This window comes from Streptomyces sp. WAC 04229, from assembly GCF_003947455.1.
Lineage (GTDB): Bacteria > Actinomycetota > Actinomycetes > Streptomycetales > Streptomycetaceae > Streptomyces.
Genome location: NZ_QHJH01000072.1, coordinates 14,057 through 33,135, shown reverse-complemented (window position 1 = coordinate 33,135; position 19,079 = coordinate 14,057). Strand labels below are relative to the sequence as shown.

Annotated in this window: 18 protein-coding genes and 3 tRNA genes; 11 read left to right on the top strand and 10 right to left on the bottom strand. The window is 72.6% G+C overall.

Annotated features, from left to right (window positions below; genetic code table 11):
* Positions 1 to 66: 66 nt before the first annotated feature.
* The gene (locus DMH12_RS40300) at positions 67 to 294 is read right to left on the bottom strand and encodes a hypothetical protein (RefSeq protein ID WP_185832430.1); all 228 of its coding nucleotides are present in this window, start codon (positions 292 to 294) and stop codon (positions 67 to 69) included.
* Positions 295 to 430: 136 nt separating this feature from the next.
* Here DMH12_RS40300 and purD point away from each other — a divergent pair, with 136 nt between their 5' ends.
* From purD to DMH12_RS20330, 4 genes are all read left to right on the top strand, one after another.
* A complete protein-coding gene (gene purD / locus DMH12_RS20345; protein ID WP_125492954.1) occupies positions 431 to 1,684 on the top strand; it encodes a phosphoribosylamine--glycine ligase in 1,254 nt (417 codons plus the stop codon).
* A 307-nt stretch (positions 1,685 to 1,991) separates the two neighbouring features.
* Positions 1,992 to 3,860: a hypothetical protein gene (locus tag DMH12_RS20340; protein ID WP_125492953.1), complete on the top strand. Its 1,869-nt coding sequence runs from the start codon at positions 1,992 to 1,994 to the stop codon at positions 3,858 to 3,860.
* Between the two features lie 176 nt (positions 3,861 to 4,036).
* The gene (locus DMH12_RS20335; protein ID WP_125492952.1) at positions 4,037 to 5,497 is read left to right on the top strand and encodes a N,N-dimethylformamidase beta subunit family domain-containing protein; all 1,461 of its coding nucleotides are present in this window, start codon (positions 4,037 to 4,039) and stop codon (positions 5,495 to 5,497) included.
* Positions 5,498 to 5,636: 139 nt separating this feature from the next.
* Positions 5,637 to 6,536 (top strand): phosphoribosylaminoimidazolesuccinocarboxamide synthase, encoded by a 900-nt coding sequence (locus tag DMH12_RS20330; RefSeq protein ID WP_125492951.1) that lies wholly within the window; start codon positions 5,637 to 5,639, stop codon positions 6,534 to 6,536.
* Between the two features lie 60 nt (positions 6,537 to 6,596).
* On the opposite strand, the gene DMH12_RS20325 is transcribed toward DMH12_RS20330, so the two are convergent.
* The 8 genes from DMH12_RS20325 to DMH12_RS20290 all read right to left on the bottom strand — a co-directional run bounded on the left by DMH12_RS20325 (position 6,597) and on the right by DMH12_RS20290 (position 11,228).
* Positions 6,597 to 6,669: transfer RNA gene (locus DMH12_RS20325), tRNA-Gly, on the bottom strand.
* 23 nt (positions 6,670 to 6,692) lie between these two features.
* Positions 6,693 to 7,307 (bottom strand): response regulator transcription factor, encoded by a 615-nt coding sequence (locus DMH12_RS20320; protein ID WP_185832429.1) that lies wholly within the window; start codon positions 7,305 to 7,307, stop codon positions 6,693 to 6,695.
* Positions 7,304 to 8,566 (bottom strand): sensor histidine kinase, encoded by a 1,263-nt coding sequence (locus DMH12_RS20315; protein WP_125492957.1) that lies wholly within the window; start codon positions 8,564 to 8,566, stop codon positions 7,304 to 7,306. Before DMH12_RS20315 ends, DMH12_RS20320 begins: the two co-directional genes overlap by 4 nt.
* 47 nt (positions 8,567 to 8,613) lie before the next feature.
* Positions 8,614 to 9,426, bottom strand: coding sequence for an ABC transporter permease (locus DMH12_RS20310; protein WP_125492950.1), 813 nt, complete (start codon positions 9,424 to 9,426; stop codon positions 8,614 to 8,616).
* Positions 9,423 to 10,415 (bottom strand): ABC transporter ATP-binding protein, encoded by a 993-nt coding sequence (locus DMH12_RS20305; protein WP_125492949.1) that lies wholly within the window; start codon positions 10,413 to 10,415, stop codon positions 9,423 to 9,425. The genes DMH12_RS20310 and DMH12_RS20305 overlap by 4 nt, the downstream gene beginning before the upstream one ends.
* Before the next feature lie 143 nt (positions 10,416 to 10,558).
* Positions 10,559 to 10,631: transfer RNA gene (locus tag DMH12_RS20300), tRNA-Gly, on the bottom strand.
* 80 nt (positions 10,632 to 10,711) lie between these two features.
* A tRNA-Gly gene (locus tag DMH12_RS20295) sits at positions 10,712 to 10,783 on the bottom strand.
* Positions 10,784 to 10,910: 127 nt separating this feature from the next.
* The gene (locus DMH12_RS20290; RefSeq protein ID WP_064728688.1) at positions 10,911 to 11,228 is read right to left on the bottom strand and encodes an Lsr2 family protein; all 318 of its coding nucleotides are present in this window, start codon (positions 11,226 to 11,228) and stop codon (positions 10,911 to 10,913) included.
* A 340-nt stretch (positions 11,229 to 11,568) separates the two neighbouring features.
* Between DMH12_RS20290 and purS the strand changes: the two genes are divergently transcribed.
* Genes purS through purL form a run of 3 tightly spaced genes read left to right on the top strand, consistent with a single transcriptional unit; the run spans position 11,569 to position 14,773 of the window.
* A complete protein-coding gene (gene purS, locus DMH12_RS20285; RefSeq protein WP_122616955.1) occupies positions 11,569 to 11,841 on the top strand; it encodes a phosphoribosylformylglycinamidine synthase subunit PurS in 273 nt (90 codons plus the stop codon).
* Positions 11,838 to 12,518, top strand: coding sequence for a phosphoribosylformylglycinamidine synthase subunit PurQ (purQ, locus tag DMH12_RS20280; protein WP_061443786.1), 681 nt, complete (start codon positions 11,838 to 11,840; stop codon positions 12,516 to 12,518). The genes purS and purQ overlap by 4 nt, the downstream gene beginning before the upstream one ends.
* Complete coding sequence (purL, locus tag DMH12_RS20275) at positions 12,515 to 14,773, top strand: phosphoribosylformylglycinamidine synthase subunit PurL (protein WP_125492948.1); 2,259 nt, start codon at positions 12,515 to 12,517, stop codon at positions 14,771 to 14,773. Before purQ ends, purL begins: the two co-directional genes overlap by 4 nt.
* A gap of 60 nt (positions 14,774 to 14,833) precedes the next feature.
* Here the strand turns inward: purL and DMH12_RS20270 are convergent, their stop codons facing one another.
* Positions 14,834 to 15,418 carry a Uma2 family endonuclease gene (locus DMH12_RS20270; protein WP_125492947.1) on the bottom strand — a complete coding sequence of 195 codons (585 nt, stop codon included), beginning with the start codon at positions 15,416 to 15,418 and terminating at the stop codon, positions 14,834 to 14,836.
* A gap of 126 nt (positions 15,419 to 15,544) precedes the next feature.
* Between DMH12_RS20270 and DMH12_RS20265 the strand changes: the two genes are divergently transcribed.
* The 4 genes from DMH12_RS20265 (at position 15,545) to DMH12_RS20250 (ending at position 19,076) form a co-directional block, all read left to right on the top strand.
* Entirely contained in the window at positions 15,545 to 16,051 is a 507-nt protein-coding gene (locus tag DMH12_RS20265) for a helix-turn-helix transcriptional regulator (RefSeq protein WP_185832428.1), read from the top strand.
* 28 nt (positions 16,052 to 16,079) lie between these two features.
* Entirely contained in the window at positions 16,080 to 16,925 is an 846-nt protein-coding gene (locus tag DMH12_RS20260) for a M23 family metallopeptidase (RefSeq protein WP_125492946.1), read from the top strand.
* Positions 16,926 to 16,987: 62 nt separating this feature from the next.
* Positions 16,988 to 18,223, top strand: a complete 1,236-nt coding sequence (locus DMH12_RS20255) for a hypothetical protein (RefSeq protein WP_125492945.1) — start codon at positions 16,988 to 16,990, stop codon at positions 18,221 to 18,223.
* Positions 18,224 to 18,278: 55 nt separating this feature from the next.
* Positions 18,279 to 19,076, top strand: a complete 798-nt coding sequence (locus tag DMH12_RS20250) for a maleylpyruvate isomerase family mycothiol-dependent enzyme (RefSeq protein ID WP_125492944.1) — start codon at positions 18,279 to 18,281, stop codon at positions 19,074 to 19,076.
* Positions 19,077 to 19,079: the final 3 nt, after the last annotated feature.

The window sequence follows — 19,079 nt, the reverse complement described above, 5'->3', positions numbered from 1 at the left end:
CCTCGTCGGTGACCAGTTCGGTCGTGCAGGCGGCCGGCGGCGCGGTCGTGCGCGCCCTCGTGTCCGTCACAGCTGCCCGCGGACGCCGGCCGCCGAGGCGGGTCCGGGCACGGCCGCCGTCGTGCGGGGCGCGCGCCGCCCACGCCCCGCCCGCCGGCTCCCGAGCCGCGCCAGGTCTCCCCCGAGGACGACGTCCCCGAGGAGGACGACCCGGACCTCGACGAGTCCGCGCTCTCCGGCAGGGATCTGCTGGTACGGGAGCTGGGAGCGACGGTCGTCGAGGAGATCGCGCACGAGTAGGAGCCGGGGGGCGGGCCGCGGGCGCGTCACGCCCCCCGGCCTCGGCCTGGAGGAATCCACAAGGCTGCACCGCCCCGTCCTTCGGAAGCCCGCACAAGGGGTCCGGGTCCTTTCCCATTAGGCTGGCCCCGTGAAGGTCCTTGTCATCGGCGGCGGCGCCCGCGAACACGCCCTGTGCCGTTCCCTGTCCCTCGACCCCGACGTGACCGCGCTGCACTGCGCACCCGGCAACGCCGGTATCGCCGAGGTCGCCGAACTGCACCAGGTCGACGCCCTCGACGGCGCGGCCGTCACCGCGCTGGCCGAACGCCTCGGTGCCGAGCTGGTCGTGGTCGGCCCGGAGGCCCCCCTGGTCGCCGGGGTCGCCGACGCCGTGCGCGAGGCCGGCATCCCGGTCTTCGGCCCCTCCGGCCAGGCCGCGCGGCTGGAGGGCTCCAAGGCCTTCGCCAAGGACGTCATGGCAGGCGCCGGCGTCCCCACCGCCCGCTCGTACGTCTGCACCACCCCGGCCGAGGTCGACGCGGCCCTCGACGCCTTCGGCGCCCCCTACGTCGTCAAGGACGACGGGCTGGCCGCCGGCAAGGGCGTCGTCGTCACCGATGACATCGAGGCGGCCCGGGCGCACGCCGCGGCCTGCGACCGCGTCGTCATCGAGGAGTTCCTGGACGGCCCCGAGGTCTCCCTCTTCGCCATCACCGACGGCGACAACGTCCGCCCGCTCCAGCCCGCCCAGGACTTCAAGCGCGCCCTCGACGGCGACGAGGGCCCCAACACCGGCGGCATGGGCGCCTACTCGCCGCTGCCGTGGGCCGACCCCAAGCTGGTCGACGAGGTCGTGGAGAGCGTGCTCCAGCCGACCGTCGACGAGATGCGCCGGCGCGGCACCCCGTTCTCCGGGCTCCTCTACGCCGGTCTGGCGATCACCTCGCGCGGCGTCCGCGTGATCGAGTTCAACGCCCGCTTCGGCGACCCCGAGACCCAGGTCGTGCTGGCCCGCCTGCGGACTCCGCTGGCCGGTCTCCTGATGGCCGCCGCCACCGGCAACCTCGCCGACCTGGAGCCGCTGCGCTGGAGCGACGACGCGGCCGTCACCGTGGTCGTGGCCTCCCACAACTACCCCGGCACCCCGCGCACCGGCGACCCGATCACCGGCCTCGCCGAGGTGGCCGGCCAGGACGCCCCGCACGCCTACGTCCTGCACGCCGGCACCCGCGCCGAGGGCGACGCCGTCGTCAGCGCCGGTGGCCGCGTCCTGTCCGTCACGGCCACCGGCACGGACCTCACCGAGGCCCGCGACCGCGCCTACCGGGCCGTCGCCCGCATCGGCCTCGACGGCTCGCAGTACCGTACGGACATCGCCGCGAAGGCCGCCGCGGGCGCCTGACCGGCCCCGCGGGACCCCCCCCGCGCACCGCGACCCCACAGGCCCCGGCTCCGTCCCAGGAACCGGGGCCTGATCCTTGCAATCCGTCATCCACCTTTCCCCAAAGCCATTCCATCGAGTGACCGATAGTCCATACGGCTGACGGGCGCGAAGGCCCCAACTATGGTGCCGCGCAAGCGTTCCGGCACATGGCCCACCGACATTGCGATGTCAGTGGCGGGTGCCACAGTGGGGGAGTGAGCACCAGCAGACGAGCAGTGGACGAGCCAGGACAGACAGGACGTCGATGAGGGGGTGAGGTCCGGCCGTGACCGGTACCGGTGGTGAGGAGATGGGCGCGCGGGCCGCGCGTTCCCGGGCGTTGGCCGTGCTGCGCGTCCGCAGCCGCGCGCTGGCCGTCGCCCTGCTGCCCGCTGCCCTCGCCGTGATCCTGCTCGTGGGCGGCTCCACCGGGCGCCTGGTGGGCGCGGGCTGGGACGCCGCCCGCTGGGCCGTGTCCGTCCTCGCGGTGCTCGTGCTGCTGGCCGCGGCCGCGGTGGCCCTCGTCGTGGCCCGCTCCCGGCCCGCCGTCACCCCCACCGTCACCATCGCCGAGGAGTCGGCGCCGGATCTCTACCGCTTGGTGCGCGACCTGGCCGACCGGCTCGACGTGCCCGCCCCCTCCGCGATAGCGCTCACGCCGGACTGCGACAGCTGGCTGGAGGACCGCACCCACCCGGCCCACGGACCGCCCGCCCCGGCGGCGGAGCGCGACGCCCCGGCCGTCCCGGGCGGCCACGCCCGCCCCGGCGGCGCCACCGCGCCCGTCCTCGTCATCGGCTCGCCCTTCCTGTGGTGGATGCGCGTGGGTGAGCTGCGCGCCGTCCTCGCCCCGGTCGTCGCCGGCACGGGACCCTCGGCGCACCCCGACATAGCCGCCGCCCGCCGTTTCATACGCGGCCTGGACGCCGCGGTGGCCGTGGCCTCGGCGGACCGGCGCGACCCGCTGTCCCGGGCGGCCTGCGCGGGCCTGGGCCGGGTGTCCCGGCTGCTGCTGCGCAGTTGCCGGGTGCACGCGGCAGAGATGGAGCGCGGCGTCGCGTCGGCGGCGGCCGAGCGTGCACAGGCTGTGGACTACGGTCTGCGGATCGTCGCCCAGGAGCAGGTCGGGCTCGCCTACGCGGGCTGGGACCGGCTGTTGACGCGGGTGGCGCTGCCCGCCTGGCGGATGGGCCGCTGGCCCTCCCGGCTGGACGTGGGGGTCGTCGCCGCCCTCACCGAGCTGTCCCGCCGCGACCGGCTGGCCGAGGGCTTCGCCTCGCGCCTGGGCGAGCGCCCCGCCTGCGACCTGCTGGAAGAGCCGGGCGCGATGGACGAGGCGGTCTCGCTGCTCACCGCGCGCCTCTTCCACGGCGGGCCCGAGACCGGCCCGGACTGGTCGCCGGTGGACTGGGACGAGTATCCCGAGGAGGTCGTGGACCGCACCTGGCGCACGGACGCGGCCCGCCTCCACCGGGTCCTGGACACCCTGGGCGTCCGCCGCGCCGCCGAGGGCGCCGCACCGGGCACCGAGGGCCCGACGCTGGCCCGCGTCCTGGACCACCTCACGACCGGCACCGCGACGCCCGCCGACGACTCCCGGCCCACCGGGGAAGGGGAGGGCGCTTTCTTCCCGGCGAACGCCCCGAACGCCCTGGCCGCCCCGGAAGCCGACCCGTCACCGGCGGGCGCCGGCCCCGCACACCCCGAGGACGACGACGACCTGGCGGGCACCACCACGCGCGGAGCCGCCCTCGCCGCCGGACTCAGTGCCCAGCTGGCCCGCGAGGAGGCCGCCGCACAGCCCACCGGAGCCGGCGCCGGAGCCGCCGCCACCCCCTCGGCCGCCGCCGGACCCGACGCCGCCCTCTGGGACGACCGCGCGCTCCCCCTCTTCCCCCTGCAACCCCCGCGCACCGGCCGCGAGATCCTCACCGCGCACATCACCGCGATGGTGTGCTGTGCGGCGATGGACACCGCCGGCGCGGCCCCGGGCCTCGACTGGCTGGACGGACCGTCGCTCCTGTTCGACGGAGCCCGCGCCGCCGACCTGGCCCCCAGCGTGCTCAGCCTGGTCGAGTCCGGCGACCCGGGCCCCCTGCGCGCCTGGATGACCGACCTGGGCATACGCCCGGAGAAGCCGGTGCGCCTGGTCTGACGCGCCCGGACGGACCGTCCCGCCGAATCGGACCCTCCAATTCCACTTTCGGCCGCTTCGCGACGAACAGTGACCGCACGCGTGCGACATGTGATGTGCTGGGACCGAATCGAGCACATGGCAAGGGCGTTCGTCATACGCATGACCACGGGGGCACGAGGGAGGGGGGCGGTTCCATGGGGCCCGAGCAGATCCGCCGCTGGGAGTCGGGAGCACTCGCGCACGCCGTGACGGACCCCTTCGGACAGGGGCCCCTCCCGTGGCTGCGCGGCGGCGAGACGTACTTCGGCGACACCGGCCAGGTCGTCGCCTGGTACGCGGACCAGGACACCGTCCCCGCCCAGCAAGGCGGCCCGCGCGCCGCCGACGACGTCCGCCGCCAGATCAAGGGCTTCACCGCCACCGGAGCCGCCGCCCCCGGCGAGGCCATCGACTTCCACATCACCGTCGACCCGCCCCAGCAGTTCAGTGTCGACGTCTACCGGATCGGCCACTACGGCGGCGACGGCGCCGCCAAGATCACCACCAGCCCCCGCCTGTCCGGCATGGTCCAGCCCCCGCCGCTCACCGCCGACCGCACGGTCTCCTGCCACCACTGGTGGCTGTCCTGGCGGCTCCAGATCCCGTCGTACTGGAGCATCGGCGCCTACGTCGCCGTCCTCACCACCGCCGACGGCCACCGCTCCCACGTCCCCTTCACGGTCCGCGACAGCCACCCGGCCGACCTGCTGCTCGTGCTGCCGGACATCACCTGGCAGGCGTACAACCTGTACCCGGAGGACGGCCGCACCGGTGCCAGCCTCTACCACGCGTGGGACGAGGAGGGCCGGCTGCTCGGCGAGGCGGACGCCGCCACGACCGTCTCCTTCGACCGGCCGTACGCGGGCGCGGGGCTGCCGCTGCACGTCGGCCACGCCTACGACTTCATCCGCTTCGCCGAGCGCTACGGCTACGACCTCGCCTACGCCGACGCCCGCGACCTGCACTCCGGCCGGATCGACCCGGCCCGCTACCGGGGCCTGGTCTTCCCCGGCCACGACGAGTACTGGTCCGCCGCCATGCGCCGCACCACGGAACTCGCCCGCGAGCGGGGCACGTCCCTGGTCTTCCTCTCCGCCAACAGCATGTACTGGCAGGTGGAGCTGGCCCCGTCGCCGTCCGGCGCTCCCGACCGCCTGCTGACCTGCCGCAAGCGCCGGGGCCCGGGCCGGCCGGCGCTGTGGCGGGAGATCGACCGCCCCGAGCAGCTGCTGCTCGGCATCCAGTACGCCGGCCGCGTCCCCGAACCGCACCCGATGATCGTCCGCAACGCGGGGCACTGGCTCTGGGAAGCCACCGGCGCCCACGAGGGCGACCCGATCGAGGACCTGGTGGCGGGCGAGGCCGACCGCTACTTCCCGCGCACCGCGCTCCCCGCGCACGACGAGCGGGTCCTGCTCGCCCACTCCCCGTACACCGACGCGCACGGCGCCCGGCGCCACCAGGAGACCTCCCTGTACCGGGCCCCGTCGGGCGCCTGGGTCTTCGCGTCCGGGACGTTCGCGTGGTCCCCGGCCCTGGACCGCCCCGGCCACGTCGACCCACGCGTCCAGCGCGCCACCGCCAACCTCATGGACCGCATCTGCAAACGGGACTGACCCGCACCCACGGGCACCGCCCCGCCGGTCGCCCTCCTCGCGACGTACGGGACAATCGACGTATTGGCCCGCCCGTCTCCCACCACCACCCTGAAGGAGCCCTGCGGGCCCCGTTTGATTCAAACCACGGGGAGGAACCGTGTCCGGATTCGTCGAAAAGCCCGAACCGATCCAGGTTCCGGGTCTGGTGCACCTGCACACCGGCAAGGTGCGCGAGCTGTACCGGAACGAGGCGGGCGACCTCGTGATGGTCGCCAGCGACCGCATCTCCGCCTACGACTGGGTGCTGCCGACCGAGATCCCGGACAAGGGCCGGGTCCTCACCCAGCTCTCCCTGTGGTGGTTCGACCAGCTCGCCGACCTGGCCCCCAACCACGTCCTGAGCACCGAGCTGCCCCCCGGCGCCCCCGACGACTGGGAGGGCCGCGCCCTGGTCTGCAAGTCGCTGCGGATGGTCCCCGTGGAGTGCGTGGCCCGCGGCTACCTCACCGGCTCCGGGCTCGCGGAGTACGACCAGACCCGCACCGTCTGCGGCCTCGCCCTCCCCGAGGGCCTCGTCGACGGCTCGGAGCTGCCCGCCCCGATCTTCACCCCGGCCACCAAGGCCGAGGTCGGCGAGCACGACGAGAACGTCTCCTACGAGGAGGTCGCCCGCCAGGTCGGCGCTGACACCGCCGCCGCCCTGCGCCAGGCCACCCTCGCCGTCTACTCCCGCGCCCGCGACATCGCCCGCGAGCGCGGCATCGTCCTCGCGGACACCAAGTTCGAGTTCGGCTTCGACGGGGACGACCTGGTCCTCGCCGACGAGGTCCTCACCCCGGACTCGTCCCGGTTCTGGCCGGCCGACCAGTGGCAGCCGGGCCGCGCGCAGCCGTCGTACGACAAGCAGTTCGTGCGGGACTGGCTGACCTCGGCGGAGTCCGGCTGGGACCGCAAGAGCGAGCAGCCCCCGCCGCCGCTGCCGCAGCAGGTCGTGGACGCCACCCGCGCCAAGTACGTCGAGGCGTACGAACTCCTGACCGGCCTGAGCTGGTCGTAGCGGCCGAGGCCCCGCGGACACGAAGAAGCCCCCGGCCGGAGCCGGGGGCTTCTCACACGGAGCGAACGACGAGGTTCGAACTCGCGACCTCAACCTTGGCAAGGTTGCGCTCTACCAACTGAGCTACGTTCGCACTGCGCCGTGGCGCGTCAGCCACTATACCCAACCCCGCTCCCGTGCGAGACGCACCGCCGCGTGCCGGTTCTCCGCCCCGAGCTTGCCGGCGGCCGACGACAGGTAGTTCCGGACGGTCCCCTCGGCGAGCGCGGCACGCTCCGCGATCTCCGACACGGGCGCTCCGTCGGCGGCGTGTTCCAGTACTTCCGCCTCGCGCGCGGTCAGCGGCGAGTCCCCGGCGGAGATCGCGTCGGCGGCCAACTCCGGGTCGACGTAACGGTTTCCGGCGTGCACCGTGCGGATCAGCTCGGCCAGCCGCTGGGCGCTGGTCGTCTTGGGCACGAAACCGCGCACCCCCGCCGCGAGCGCCCGTTTCAGGTGCCCGGGCCGGCCGTGACTGGTCACGATCAGCACCTTGCAGGCGGGCAGCTCGGCCCGTAGCGATGTGGCGACCTTCACACCGTCGGCGCCGGGCATCTGCAGATCCAGTACGGCGACGTCCGGCGCGTGGGCCCGCGCCATCGCCAGGGCCTCGGGACCGGTGGCCGCCTCGGCGACCACCACGAGGTCGTCCTCCAGGGAGAGCAGGGCGGCCAGGGCGCCGCGGATGAGGTGCTCGTCGTCGGCGAGCAGCACGCGCACGGGGTCCGTCACGACGCCACCTCCCGCGCGGCCGGGGCGTGCGGTGGCAGCGGCACCTCGGCCGTCACCCGGAACACGCCCTTGCGCACGGTCCCCGCCTCCAGCGTCCCGTCCACCACGGACAGCCGCTCCCGCAGCCCGGCCAGCCCGGAACCGCCGGTCCCGGCGGGCGCGTCCGCGTCCGCCGAGGGGCCGGTCCCGTCCGGGACTCCGTCGTTCTCCACCGTCAGCACTACCCGCCCTTCCGGCATCCGCACGGCCACCGCCACTCTCTTGGCGTCCCCGTGCCGCAGCACGTTCGTGGTCGCCTCCCGCACCACCCAGCCCAGCGCCGACTGCACCTCGGCGGGCAGACCGGCCGTCTCACCGGTGACCTCCGCCACGATGCCCGCCGCCGAGAGCACACCCCGGGCACCGGCCAGCTCGACCTCCAGGTCGACCTCCCGGTAGCCGCGTACGACGTCCCGGACCTCACGCTGCGACTCCTGCGCGATGCGCTGCGCCTCGATCATCTGCCCCACCGCCTCCGGCCGCCCGCGCCGGGACAACTGGACGGCCAGTTCGCTCTTGAGCGCGATCACCGCCAGGTTCCTCCCCATCACGTCGTGCAGGTCCCGGCCGAACCGCAGCCGTTCCTCGGCCACCGCGAGCCGGGCGCGGGTCTCCTTGGCCTCGTCGAGCGCGTAGACCGCCTTGAGCAGCCAGACGGAGAAGACCGCGGTGAAGGCGAGGAACGCCCCGCCCAGCACCAGGGCGCACGCCGTGATCAGTGCGGCGAGCCAGGACAGACCCAGCGCGAAGGCGACGAGCCCCGCGCCGAACGAGAAGCCGACGACCAGCCCCATGACGCGCCGCCGCCGGTCGTGCACACCGAGGGCCAGCACGCCGACGCCGAAGCCCTGCACTCCGACGAAGACCCCGAGGACCGCGGAGTCGACCTCCGCGCCCCGGGGCCCGTGTTCCACGAGAGCGACCGCGGCGATCGCGAGGAGGGCGGTGACCGCGCCGAGCGTCCACAGCCGCCGGCCCGGCCACGGCCGGCGGCCGAGGGTCCAGTCCAGGGTCCGTGAAGCGGTCGCCATGCACACCGCGGCGTGCACGACGACCATCACGGAGAGCACGGTCGCGAGCCCCGGCCCCACCTGGCCGTAGGTCGACAGGCCGATGCCGCCGATCTCGCAGACCCCGAAGAAGTGGAACGACCACCGCGTGTACGTCTCCACCTTCTCCGGCGTGTTCTTCCGCCGCCACCATCCTCCTGGCCTGCGCATCCGCCCGCCGCTCCCGCTCGTCCCGTACGTCTTGCCCGTCCCGTACGTCAGTGCCGTGGCTCCCAGCGGAACCACCGACGTACAGCAAACACCGCGACCACGGTCCAGGCCACCGCCGTCACCACGGCGCCCAGTGCCTCGCCGCCCGACAGGTCGCCGGTCCAGCCGCCGCGCACCAGGGTGATCACCGGCGTCAACGGCAGCAGTTCGCAGACGGCGGCCAGGCGGTCGGGGAGCAGTTCCAGCGGGACGAACATGCCGGAGCCGAGCATCGAGACGAACATGAAGGGCAGCGGGGTGACCTGCGCGCTCTCCCCGGTCCTGGTGAAGCTCGCGGTGACCCCGGCGAGCGCGGCGCACAGCACGAGACCGAGCAGCAGTCCGAGCACGGAGAGGTGGACCGCGGACGGCGCGGACAGGTCGAGCAGCACGGCGCAGCCCACGGCGAGCAGCAGGGACTGCACGAGACCGCTGAGCAGAGCGGGCGTCGAGGATCCGGCGAGGATCTCCACGTCGCGCAGTTCGCCGGTGCGCAGCCGTTTGAGGACGAGTTCCTCGCGCCGGACGACGAAGACGCCGACGAGGGCCGAGTAGACGGCGAAGAGCAGGGAGAAGCCGATCGCGGCGGGCAGGACCAGCGTGCCGGTGGTCAGTCCGGCCCCGGCGAGGTCCATCTCCTTGGCCGCCGACTTCACGCTGAACGGCAGCACCAGCGGCACGAACAGGGCGGCGACGAGGGTGCCCTTGTTCCGTCCGAGCAGGGTGAGTTCGGCGCGGGCGAGGGCCGCCATGCGGGTCCTCGGCGTGCTGACCGGTGAGTGCACGGCGGGTGCCGCGTGCTTGGTGCCGGTGGCGCTCATGTGGCGTACTCCTTCGTCGTCCCGGCGGACGTGCCGGCGGCACTCGCGTCGGCGCTCCTGCCGGACACCTCCTTGGCGATGCTGAGGAAGGCCTCCTCCAGCGAGGCCGAGCGGACGTCCAGGCGGCGCAGCTCCACCCCGGCCTGTCCCGCCCAGACCAGCAACGCGGTGGCCGCGCGCTGGAGTTCACGGGTGCGCAGCCGCACCGTCCGGCCCTCCACCTCGTGGTCCGCGACCCCCATGCCGTCCAGCGGGGGGAGGTCGCCCACGAAGTAGCCCGCAGGCAGTTCGAAGGAGATCCGGGACGGCTGCGCGGCGGTCACCTCGGCCGGGGTGCCGGTGGCGGCGATCCGGCCCTCGTGCATGATCGCGAGCCGGTCGGCGAGGTTCTCGGCCTCTTCGAGGTAGTGCGTGGTCAGCAGTACGGTCGTGCCCTGGTCGCGCAGGGCGCTCACCAACTCCCAGGTGTCCCGGCGGCCTTCGGCGTCCAGCCCGGTGCTGGGTTCGTCGAGGAAGAGCACCTCGGGGTCGCCGAGCAGCGCGAGCGCCAGGTCGAGCCGGCGCCGCTGGCCTCCGGAGAGCTGCTTCACGCGGGTGTCGCTCTTCGACTCCAGGCCGACCAGCCCCAGGACCTCGGCCGGCGGACGGGCGCGGCTCACGCACCCCGCCCACATGCGGGCCGTCTCGGCGACGGTCAGCTCGGAGGGGAAGCCGCCCTCCTGGAGCATGACCCCGGTGCGGGGGCGTACGGCGGCACGCTCGGTGTAGGGGTCGTGCCCGAGGACGCGCACCCGGCCGCCGGCCGGGGCGGCGAGCCCTTCCAGCAGTTCGACCGTCGAGGTCTTGCCGGCGCCGTTGGTGCCCAGCAGCGCGAACACCTCGCCGCGGCGCACGGAGAAGTCGATACCGCGCACGGCCTCGAACCCGCCCCCGTACACGCGCCGCAGGTCGGTGACCTCAATCACGTGTTCGTGTCCGTTGGTTTGCATGCTTCAAGCCTTCCGGGCATCCGGGCCGCGTGACAGTGCGGGCCGTCATCACCGGACATGACAAATGTCAGGGGTGAGGTCGCCGGGCGTCGCCGGACGCACGAAAAGACCCCGGTCCGTGGAGGACCGGGGTCTGATTCCCGAGCGGACGACGAGGCTCGAACTCGCGACCTCAACCTTGGCAAGGTTGCGCTCTACCAACTGAGCTACGTCCGCATTGCCGCCGACCGGCCTTCACCGATCGGTGCGAGCACCAGCCTACCTGATCCAATCGGGTCATCGGTACGACGATGCAGAGCGGGTGACAGGAATTGCACACTGCGCCTTCCCCCTGGAAGGGGGATGTTCTACTACTGAACTACACCCGCATGTTCCGTGGGCCGGGCCCTGCGGCCTCGCCCCTCGGCGTGCTCCAGACTTTAGCTGATCACCCGGGGTGTCGCGCAAGTCGGTTGCCGCGAGGGGCGACTGAGCGGCCGTCGGCCGCCGCCGGACTCACCGGGCCGCGGCGAACGCCTCGTAGACCTTCTTCGGGATCCGGCCCCGCGCGGGCACGTCCATCTTGTTGGCCTGGGCCCAGGCCCGGACCGCCGCCGGGTCCGGCGCGACCTCCGTCTGCCGGTACGCCTTGCCGGACCTCGACCGCTTGCGGCCGGCCGACACGTACGGCTCCAGGGCCTTGCGCAGTTTCCGGGCATTGGTTTCGTTCAGGTCGATCTCGTACATCCGGCCGTCCACACCGAAGGCGATCGTCTCCGCCGCTTCCGAGCCGTCGATGTCGTCAAAGAGAGTGACCACGACACGCTGCGCCACGAATATCGGTCCCTTCGTGCGGCATCTCCGCGATGACGTGCCAAGACGCCGCGATGATGCCGACTGTTCGCCTGTAATTGGGCAAAGTATCGGCTAATGACATTTCATTTGTACAGTGCCCGGCATTGCAATGGGAAGACCGACTAAATCTCTTGGCGTGTCCGCCGCGCAATAGGTGTCCGGGGTTGATCCGGGATCTTTCCCGAAGCTTTTCGCGGGCGCCCCCCGCCGATGCCCAATCGTGATCGGGCTCACGTAGTTTCCTCCAAGGCTACGCGCGTAGAAATTTTGTACGGGTAGTCTGAAGGAACCTGCTCAGCACCACACACCGGGAGTGCCAGTGGCACGCGTCGTAGTCGACGTCATGCTCAAGCCGGAGATCCTCGACCCCCAGGGCCAGGCGGTGCAGCGCGCACTGCCGCGGCTGGGTTTCGAAGGGATCTCGGACGTCCGCCAGGGAAAGCGATTCGAACTGGAAGTGGACGGGCCCGTCGACGACGCCGCCCTCGCCCGCATCCACGATCTTGCGGAATCCTTCCTCGCCAACACCGTGATCGAGGACTTCACCGTCAAGGTCGAGTCGGAAGACGCAGTCGCGGAGGCCGTGAAGTGACCGCTCGTATTGGCGTCGTCACTTTCCCCGGCAGTCTCGACGACAGGGACACGCAGCGCGCGATCCGCGTCGCCGGCGCCGAACCCGTCGCCCTCTGGCACAAGGACAAGGACCTCAAGCAGGTCGACGCCGTGGTGCTCTGCGGTGGTTTCTCGTACGGCGACTATCTGCGGGCCGGCGCCATCGCGCGTTTCTCGCCGGTGATGGACACCGTCATCGACCAGGCGAAGGCAGGCCTTCCGGTCCTGGGCATCTGCAACGGCTTCCAGATCCTCACGGAGGCCCACCTGCTGCCCGGCGGCATGCTCGGCAACGACCACCTGCACTTCATCTGCCGCGACCAGAAGCTGCGGGTGGAGAACGCGGGTACGGCCTGGACCAGCGACTACACCGCCGGCCAGGAGATCCACATCCCGCTGAAGAACATGGACGGCCGGTACGTCGCCGACCGGCGGACGCTGGACGAGCTGGAGGCCGAGGGCCGCGTCGCCTTCCGCTACGTGGACTTCAATCCGAACGGCTCGCTCAACGACATCGCCGGCATCACCAACGCCGCGGGCAACGTCGTCGGCCTCATGCCGCACCCCGAGCACGCCGTCGAGCCGCTGATCGGCACCGGCCGCACCGACGGCCTCCCGTTCTTCACCTCGATCCTCAAGAAGCTGGTCAACGCATGAGCCGGACGCCTCTGGACACGGTCGAGCACGCGACCGCGACCCCCGACGTCGAGCTGCCCTGGGCCGAGCTGGGCCTGAAGAAGGACGAGTACGAGCGGGTGGTGGAGATCCTCGGCCGCCGCCCGACCGGCGCGGAACTCGCCATGTACTCCGTCATGTGGTCCGAGCACTGCTCGTACAAGAGCAGCAAGGTCCACCTGCGCCAGTTCGGCGAGAAGGCCCCCCAGTCCGACGCGATGCTCGTCGGCATCGGCGAGAACGCCGGTGTCGTCGACGTCGGCCAGGGCTACGCGGTCACCTTCAAGGTCGAGTCGCACAACCACCCGTCGTACGTCGAGCCCTACCAGGGCGCCGCGACGGGCGTCGGCGGCATCGTGCGAGACATCATCGCGATGGGCGCGCGTCCCGTCGCCGTCGTGGACCCGCTCCGCTTCGGCGCCGCGGACCACCCCGACACCAAGCGCGTCCTGCCCGGCGTCGTCGCCGGCATCGGCGGCTACGGCAACTGCCTGGGCCTGCCCAACATCGGCGGCGAGGTCGTCTTCGACGCCTGCTACCAGGGCAACCCGCTGGTCAACGCCGGTGCCATCGGTGTCATGCGGCACGAGGACATCCACCTCGCCAAGGCGTCCGGCGCGGGCAACAAGGTCATCCTGTACGGCGCCCGCACCGGCGGCGACGGCATCGGCGGCGCGTCGATCCTGGCCTCCGAGACCTTCGACGACGCCAAGCCGTCCAAGCGTCCGGCCGTCCAGGTCGGCGACCCCTTCCAGGAGAAGCTGCTCATCGAGTGCACCCTGGAGGCGTTCCAGGAGAAGCTGGTCGTCGGCATCCAGGACCTCGGCGCGGCCGGCCTGTCCTGCGCGACCAGCGAGCTGGCGTCCAACGGCTCCGGCGGCATGCGCGTGACGCTGGACGACGTGCCGCTGCGCGACTCGACCCTGTCTCCCGAGGAAATCCTCATGAGCGAGTCGCAGGAACGCATGTGCGCGGTCGTCGAGCCGGAGAAGGTCGACCGCTTCCTGGAGATCTGCGAGAAGTGGGACGTCATCGCCACGGTGATCGGTGAGGTCACGGACGGCGACCGTCTGGAGATCTACTGGCACGGCGGCAAGATCGTCGACGTCGACCCGCGCACCGTCGCCCACGACGGCCCGGTCTACGAGCGCCCCTACGCCCGCCCCGAGTGGCAGGACGCCCTCCAGGCCGACGACGCGAACAAGCTGCCCCGGCCGCAGTCGTCCGACGAGCTGAAGGACCAGGTCCTGAAGCTGGTCGGCTCGCCGAACCAGGCGTCCAAGCAGTGGATCACCCAGCAGTACGACCACTTCGTGCAGGGCAACACCGTCCTCGCCCAGCCCGAGGACTCGGGCATGATCCGCGTCGACGAGGAGTCCGGTCTCGGCATCGCCATCGCCACCGACGGCAACGGCCGCTTCGCCAAGCTCGACCCGTACACGGGCGCGCAACTGGCCCTCGCGGAGGCGTACCGGAACGTCGCGACGACCGGCGCCAAGCCGCTCGCGGTCTCCGACTGCCTGAACTTCGGCTCGCCGGAGGACCCCGCGGTCATGTGGCAGTTCGCGGAGGCCGTGCGCGGCCTGGCCGACGGCTGCCTGCAGCTCGGCACCCCGGTGACCGGCGGCAACGTCTCGCTCTACAACCAGACGGGCGAGGCGGCCATCCACCCGACCCCGGTGGTGGCGGTCCTCGGCGTCATCGACGACGTGGCCCGGCGCACGCCGGTCGCCTTCCAGGAGGACGGCCAGCTGCTGTACCTCCTCGGCGACACCCGTGAGGAGTTCGGCGGCTCGGCCTGGTCCCAGGTGGTCCACGACCACCTCGGCGGCCTGCCCCCGAAGGTCGACCTGGAGCGCGAGCGGCTGCTCGGCGAGATCCTGATCTCCGCCTCCCGCGACGGCATGATCGACTCCGCGCACGACCTGTCCGACGGCGGTCTGGTCCAGGCGGTCGTCGAGTCGGCGCTGCTGGGTGGCAAGGGCGCGCGTCTGGTCGTACCGGACGGGCTCGACGCCTTCACCTTCCTGTTCTCGGAGTCGGCGGGCCGCGCGGTCGTCGCCGTCCCGCGCTCGGAAGAGGTCCGCTTCAACGACATGTGCGGCGCGCGTGGCCTGCCCGTCACCCGCATCGGTGTCGTCGACGGCGACGCGGTGGAGGTCCAGGGTGAGTTCTCCCTCTCCCTGACCGACCTGCGCGAGGCCCACGAGGGGACGATCCCGGGGCTGCTGGCGTAGTCGCCGGTCCCTGAGCGTGCGAGGCCCCGTCCGGTCGGTTCCGGGCGGGGCCTCGTCGTCTCAGCGCACGTAGTTCTTGAGGATCTCCGTGTCGAGTGTGATGCCGACGGGGTCGGGGAGGGCCAACGCCTCCCCGAACTTCGTGACGCGGGCGTCCCGGTATCCGCCGACCTGGCGGTCGGGGCCGCTGTGCACGGTGACTGTGCAACTGTCCCGGTCGATGAGCATGTACAGGGGGATCCCCGCTTGCCCGTACGCGGCCGGTTTCTCGTGCCGGTCCCGCCGGTCCGTGTCCGAGTCGTACGAGGTGACCTCGACGACCATGAGCACTCCTGCCGGATCGGCCCATTCGCCGTATCCCGCGAAGTGGGCCTCGGGCACCAGCACGGCGTCCGGCCGGGCCCTGCTCTCGCGGTACGCATCGACGCGGAGGCCTCGCGCGTGGTAAAGGTCCAGGTCCGGCCTGGCCTGAATGCAGCGCTTGGCCAGCCAGGACACGATGGTGTCGTGATCCCCGTCGGTCACTTGTTTGACCCCGATCCGTCCGTCAATGAACTCCAACGTGACGGTCTCGGGAGCGGCGGAAGCGATCGTTTCGAACTCGTCCACCGACATCTGAGACGTGTGCTCGGCCATAACCGTCATGTTGCACCTCCTTCCAGGCGCGGACCAGTGTTTCGGCGGTGGCGGCGCTCCGGGACGGATTTCGCCCTCAGACGCACGTACGAGTGACACTTGCGCGAGATTACGTACTTACGTAATCTCGAAGAAGTGAAGCAACTGGAACAACGCGTCGCCGACCTCGAACGGCGGCTGGTGGCACTGGAGGAAGCCGGGGGCCGACCGGCTCCCCACCCGCGTGAGGGCGACCTCTGGGCCCTGGAAGGCCTGAAGGAGCAGCTCAGCGAGTTGGGGGCGGCAGCCGGCGGCGTCCTGTTCACCGGCTCCGTCCGCCTCCCGACCGGGGAGCAGTACGACTGGCAGTACGGCACCCCGGCCGACGGCCTGATGGACGCCGACTGGGCCGAGTCCGCCGAGGTGTTCGCCGCGCTCGGTCATCCGGTACGGCTGCGGCTGCTGCGCGAGATCCTCGGCGGCCGGCGCACCGCGGCCGAACTGGCCGAGCTGGACGGTGTGGGCACGACCGGCCAGATCTACCACCACCTGCGCCAGCTCACCGGCGCCGGCTGGCTGCACGCCACCGGCCGGGGCCGCCACGAGGTGCCGCCGGGGAGGGTCGTACCGCTGCTGGTGGCGCTGTCGACGGCCCGCCACTGACCGGCACCATCACGAACCAGGGGGAACGATGACCGTCCGCAAGCTCGCCATGCTCGTCTTCCGGCTGCTGCAAGTGGCCTTCCTGTGCGCGGTGGCCGCCAGCGTGCTGTTCGACCTGGACCACGCCTGGTGGTGGAACTTCCTGCCGCTGGTCCTCGCGTACGTCCTGATCACCGTGGTCAACCGCTGGGGCGGCGCCCCGGACGCCCCCGGCACTGTCCGCGAGCCCGTCGAGACCGGCCCGCCCGTGACCGGCCGCTGGTCCGCGCTGAACAGCCCGGCCGACCGCACCCCGAGCCACGGCATCCACGCCTACGGGCAGACCTTCGCCATCGACCTCGTCGCCGAGCCGGAGCCCGGCGCCCGCCCCGGCTTCCGCGTGCTGTGGCCGATCGCCCGCCGCAACCGCGACTTCCCGGCGTTCGGCGCCCCGCTGCTCGCGGTGGCCGACGGCACCGTCGTCCGGGTCTGCGACACCCAGCGCGACCACCTGAGCCGCAACTCCCTGCCCGCGCTGCTGTACCTGATGATCCTCGAAGGCTCGGCCCGCGAACTGGCCGGCGTCCGCCGCATCATCGGCAACCACGTCGTCATCGACCTCGGCGACGGCACCCACGCCCTGTACGCCCATGTCCAGCGCGGCTCCCTGGCCGTCCGCGAGGGCGACCGGGTCACCGCCGGGCAGGTCCTCGGCCGCTGCGGCAACTCCGGCAACTCCACCGAGCCGCACGTCCACTTCCAGCTGATGGACGGCCCCGACCCGGACACCGCCCGGGGGGTCCCCTTCACCTGGCACGGCATCGGCGTCCCGCGCAACGGCGAGGTCTTCGAGACACCGGAACCGGCTCCCGCCTCCCCGTCCTCCCGCGACTAGGCACCTGTTAGCTTCAGCGGGGAGCGCGGCGCCGACGGGGGCCGCAGGGGGACGGGGGAGCGGTGCGGATACCGGACGGGGTGCGCAAGACGGTCAACGTCGTGCTGTGCCTGGCCGCGGTGGTGGCCATCGGCTGGAGCGGCCGGGAGATCTGGGTGGTGTGGAACAACCACCGGCAGATCGACGCGGCCTGCGGGGGACTCGTCCCGGCGGGCCGGGTGCTGGACCTCTCCGAAGCGGGCGGCACCATCTCGCACCGGAGACTCGACGACGACAGCTTCGACCCGGACACGGGGATCCCGCACGACTGCGAGATCTTCAGTACGGAGGCGGGCGAACGGGCCGGCACCGACACCGGCATCCGCTGGTTCTTCACCGGGCAGATGGGCGTCCTGCCGGCCGGCCAACCCCAGATCGCGGACGCACCGACGAAGGGCCCGATCGGCATACTCGGCCGGACCACCTACCCACCGCAGCCCCTGGGCGGCGGCATCGCCGGCCGCGTCACCGACTCCTCGGTCACCGTGCAGCTGCCGTGCGCGGAAGGAACGGCGGAGGACCCCTCCGTGCGGGCCCTGTGGGCGCGGGCCGAGCTGATGCCGCCGCGAGGGGGCCAGGTGAGCGGCCATGACCGCACCGTCCTCGCCGAGACGGCCGTGGAAACCGCCAACAACCTCGCCGACCGGCTCGGCTGCGCCGAGCGCCTGCCGGACGCTCCCGACGACGTGCCCGCCCTGACCGCGGGGCCCGTCCCGGCCAAGCGGGCGGAGGGGACCTGCGCCTGGTACGGGAAGACCGGCCTCAGCGACCGGTCGCCGTACCCGGACGAGGTCGTCGAGAGCCGCACGGACGGCCGGGCCTGGGACGAGAGCTGCGGTCTGGTGCTCGACCTCGGCCGCGCCAACAGGGTGTACGCGAAGGAGACCGACGCGCACGACTGGCTGAACAGCCCGGACATGCCGGGCGAGTGGTTCGTGTCCCTCCGCACCTATGCCGGCCCGGTCACCGACAACCTCCACCTCACCAGCACCGACGACGGCGAGACCCCGGAACCGGCGGTTCCCGGGAAGGCGGGCCGCAGCGCCACGGACCCTGTCTGGTGGGCCTCGTCCGTCTGCGACGGCCGCCCCCAGATCCACACCATGACGCTCGGCCGCCGCGGCTACGCCAAGCTGGTGGCCTCCCGGATGGAGGACGTCTTCCGCGCCTACGTCGACGACGTGACCACCCGCCGCCACTGCACGGACGTCGTCTTCCCCGGTCACTCCACGTTCCGCGCCGACTGGGGCGAGCATTGAGGGACTGGCCGACGGAGTAGCCGGCCCCCCATGAGGAGTCGTTAGGCTCGCCCCCATGCCGCCCGCCAGAAGACGCCCCCGCGCCTACGACCCCGCCCGCACCCGTGCCGCCGTCCTCGCTCAGTTCGGGAACGTGCGGGCGGCCGTCCGCGGTCTCACGGCCGAGCAGCGCGCGTTGCCGACCCGGCTCGGGGACTGGACCGTGCGGGAGCTGGTCGCGCACGTCGGGATGGCACTGACGGCCGTGGACCGGCTGCTCGACGAGCCCGAACCGGCGCGGCAGGACGGGCGGCTGCTCGACTGGCCGTTCGCGATCGCCGCCGACGCGGACGCCATCGCCGGCACCGCCCGGCGGCTGGCCGCCGAGCACGCCGACCTCGACGCCCATCTCGCCGACGTCGAGCGGCGCTTCACCGAGCGCCTCGACACCCACCCGGGCAGCCGGCTGCTCCCCACCAGCGCGGGCGCCCTGCCGCTCGCCGACTACGTCGTCACCCGCACCGTCGAACTCGTCGTCCACACCGACGACCTCACCGCCGCCGTGCCCGGCCTCGACATCCCCCTCGACCGGCAGGCCCTGGCCGCCGCCACCCGGCTGCTCGCCGACGCGCTCGCCGTGAAGGCGCCCGGCGCCTCGACCGAGGTGCGGATCCCGCCGTACGCCGTCGTCCAGTGCGTCGAGGGCCCCCGGCACACCAGGGGCACCCCGCCCAACGTCGTCGAGACCGACCCGCTGACCTGGATCCGGCTCGCCACCGGGCGGCTGACCTGGAAGGACGCCGTGGCCGAGGCGAAGCTGAGCGCGAGCGGCGAGCGGGCCGACCTGGGTGCGCTGCTGCCCCTGCTCGGCTGACCG